Annotated in this window: 1 protein-coding gene; it reads left to right on the top strand. The window is 41.6% G+C overall.

All coding sequences use genetic code 11. The annotated features are described in order from the left end of the window. The first annotated feature begins 83 nt into the window (after positions 1-83). Positions 84-770, top strand: coding sequence for a tRNA-uridine aminocarboxypropyltransferase (locus B2R65_RS15765; protein WP_029773351.1), 687 nt, complete (start codon positions 84-86; stop codon positions 768-770). The last annotated feature ends 554 nt before the right edge of the window (positions 771-1,324 follow it).

The following is a 1,324-nucleotide window of genomic DNA, read 5'->3' on the forward strand; positions in this document are numbered from 1 at the left end:
ATAGCTGATAGCTGATAGCTGATATCTATTCCCTTTTATTTTAGCTACAATACGCGCCGAACAAATTTTAGGTAATAGCCCCCTTGAAAAATCCCCAACATAACTCAGTATTAGTTTTGCGTGCTCAGCAAATTAGCGAATCGCGCCGCGAATTTAATGCCCGTGGCGGCAAAATGGATCGCTGTGAGCAGTGTTTAATTGCTAAGCATTACTGTATATGTGAGGGGGTAGAACAAGCGCAGTGCGATGCTGGCGTGTGTTTATTAATGTATCATAATGAAAGCTTTAAACCGTCAAACACAGGGCGTTTAATTGCTGAAATAGTCCCTGACAACTATGCATTTAGATGGGACAGAACAGAGCCAAGCGCTGAGCTATTAGCTTTATTAAACAACGCTGATTATCAACCTATGGTGATATTTCCAGCTGAAGATGTAGAGCCGGGCAGGGCAACCACCGAAGTAAACATTGAGCCTGGCAAAAAGCCATTATTTATATTTTTAGATGGCACCTGGCGCGAAGCTAAAAAAATGATCCGCAAAAGCCCGTATCTAGATAATTTACCGGTGTTGTCGATCACCGCTGATAAACTATCAGATTACCGTTTACGCGTTGCACCTCACGCATACCAGTTAGGCACTGCTGAGGTAGGCATTATGGTGTTAGCGCTCGCAGGTGAGCAAGATGCCGCCTTAAAACTTGAACAGCACTTTATAAAATTTCGTGATGCGTACTTACTTGGTAAGCGAAATAAGGGCAGGCCACAGTAACTTAATTTTAGGCAAAGAAAAGCGCGCTCTATCTCTAGGCGCGCTTGCGGAATCTTCTAATTTTGCATCCTGCAATTGAACTTAATCAACTCCAATTTTTACTTATCCATGTGATTACGATATTACTTTTTAGTTCTATGTAATTTAGGCTATCCGGGCCTATCTCCTTTAAATCCCTGTACATCCTGTAGTGGTAAAAACTATTACCTATTCCCTTTGGCACATCCTAGTGCAGTCCATTAATTTACAATTCCATTGTGTTGCCTCAAGGGCCTGTCCATTTAATTCCTATCACATCCTGTTAAACAACTATCCGCTGTTGTTATCCTTGCTGTATCGTCCTGATACGTTCCTTTGTGCAACAATCCATTGCGATACTCATCCTGAGCCTGTCCTAATTTCCGTGTTGTCCGTAGTAACCTAATCATTGGTTGTTCGAGTAAGCAGTCCATTTCCTTTTACTCGATAAGCATCACTGCTTGGTTGATGTAGTAATTGTAGCGTGCTGGTGCAACTAAAATAGGTTAAAACGGCTATGGATTTACTTATAAAAA

It is taken from the genome of Pseudoalteromonas sp. UBA2102, assembly GCF_002331165.1.
Lineage (GTDB): Bacteria > Pseudomonadota > Gammaproteobacteria > Enterobacterales > Alteromonadaceae > Pseudoalteromonas > Pseudoalteromonas atlantica.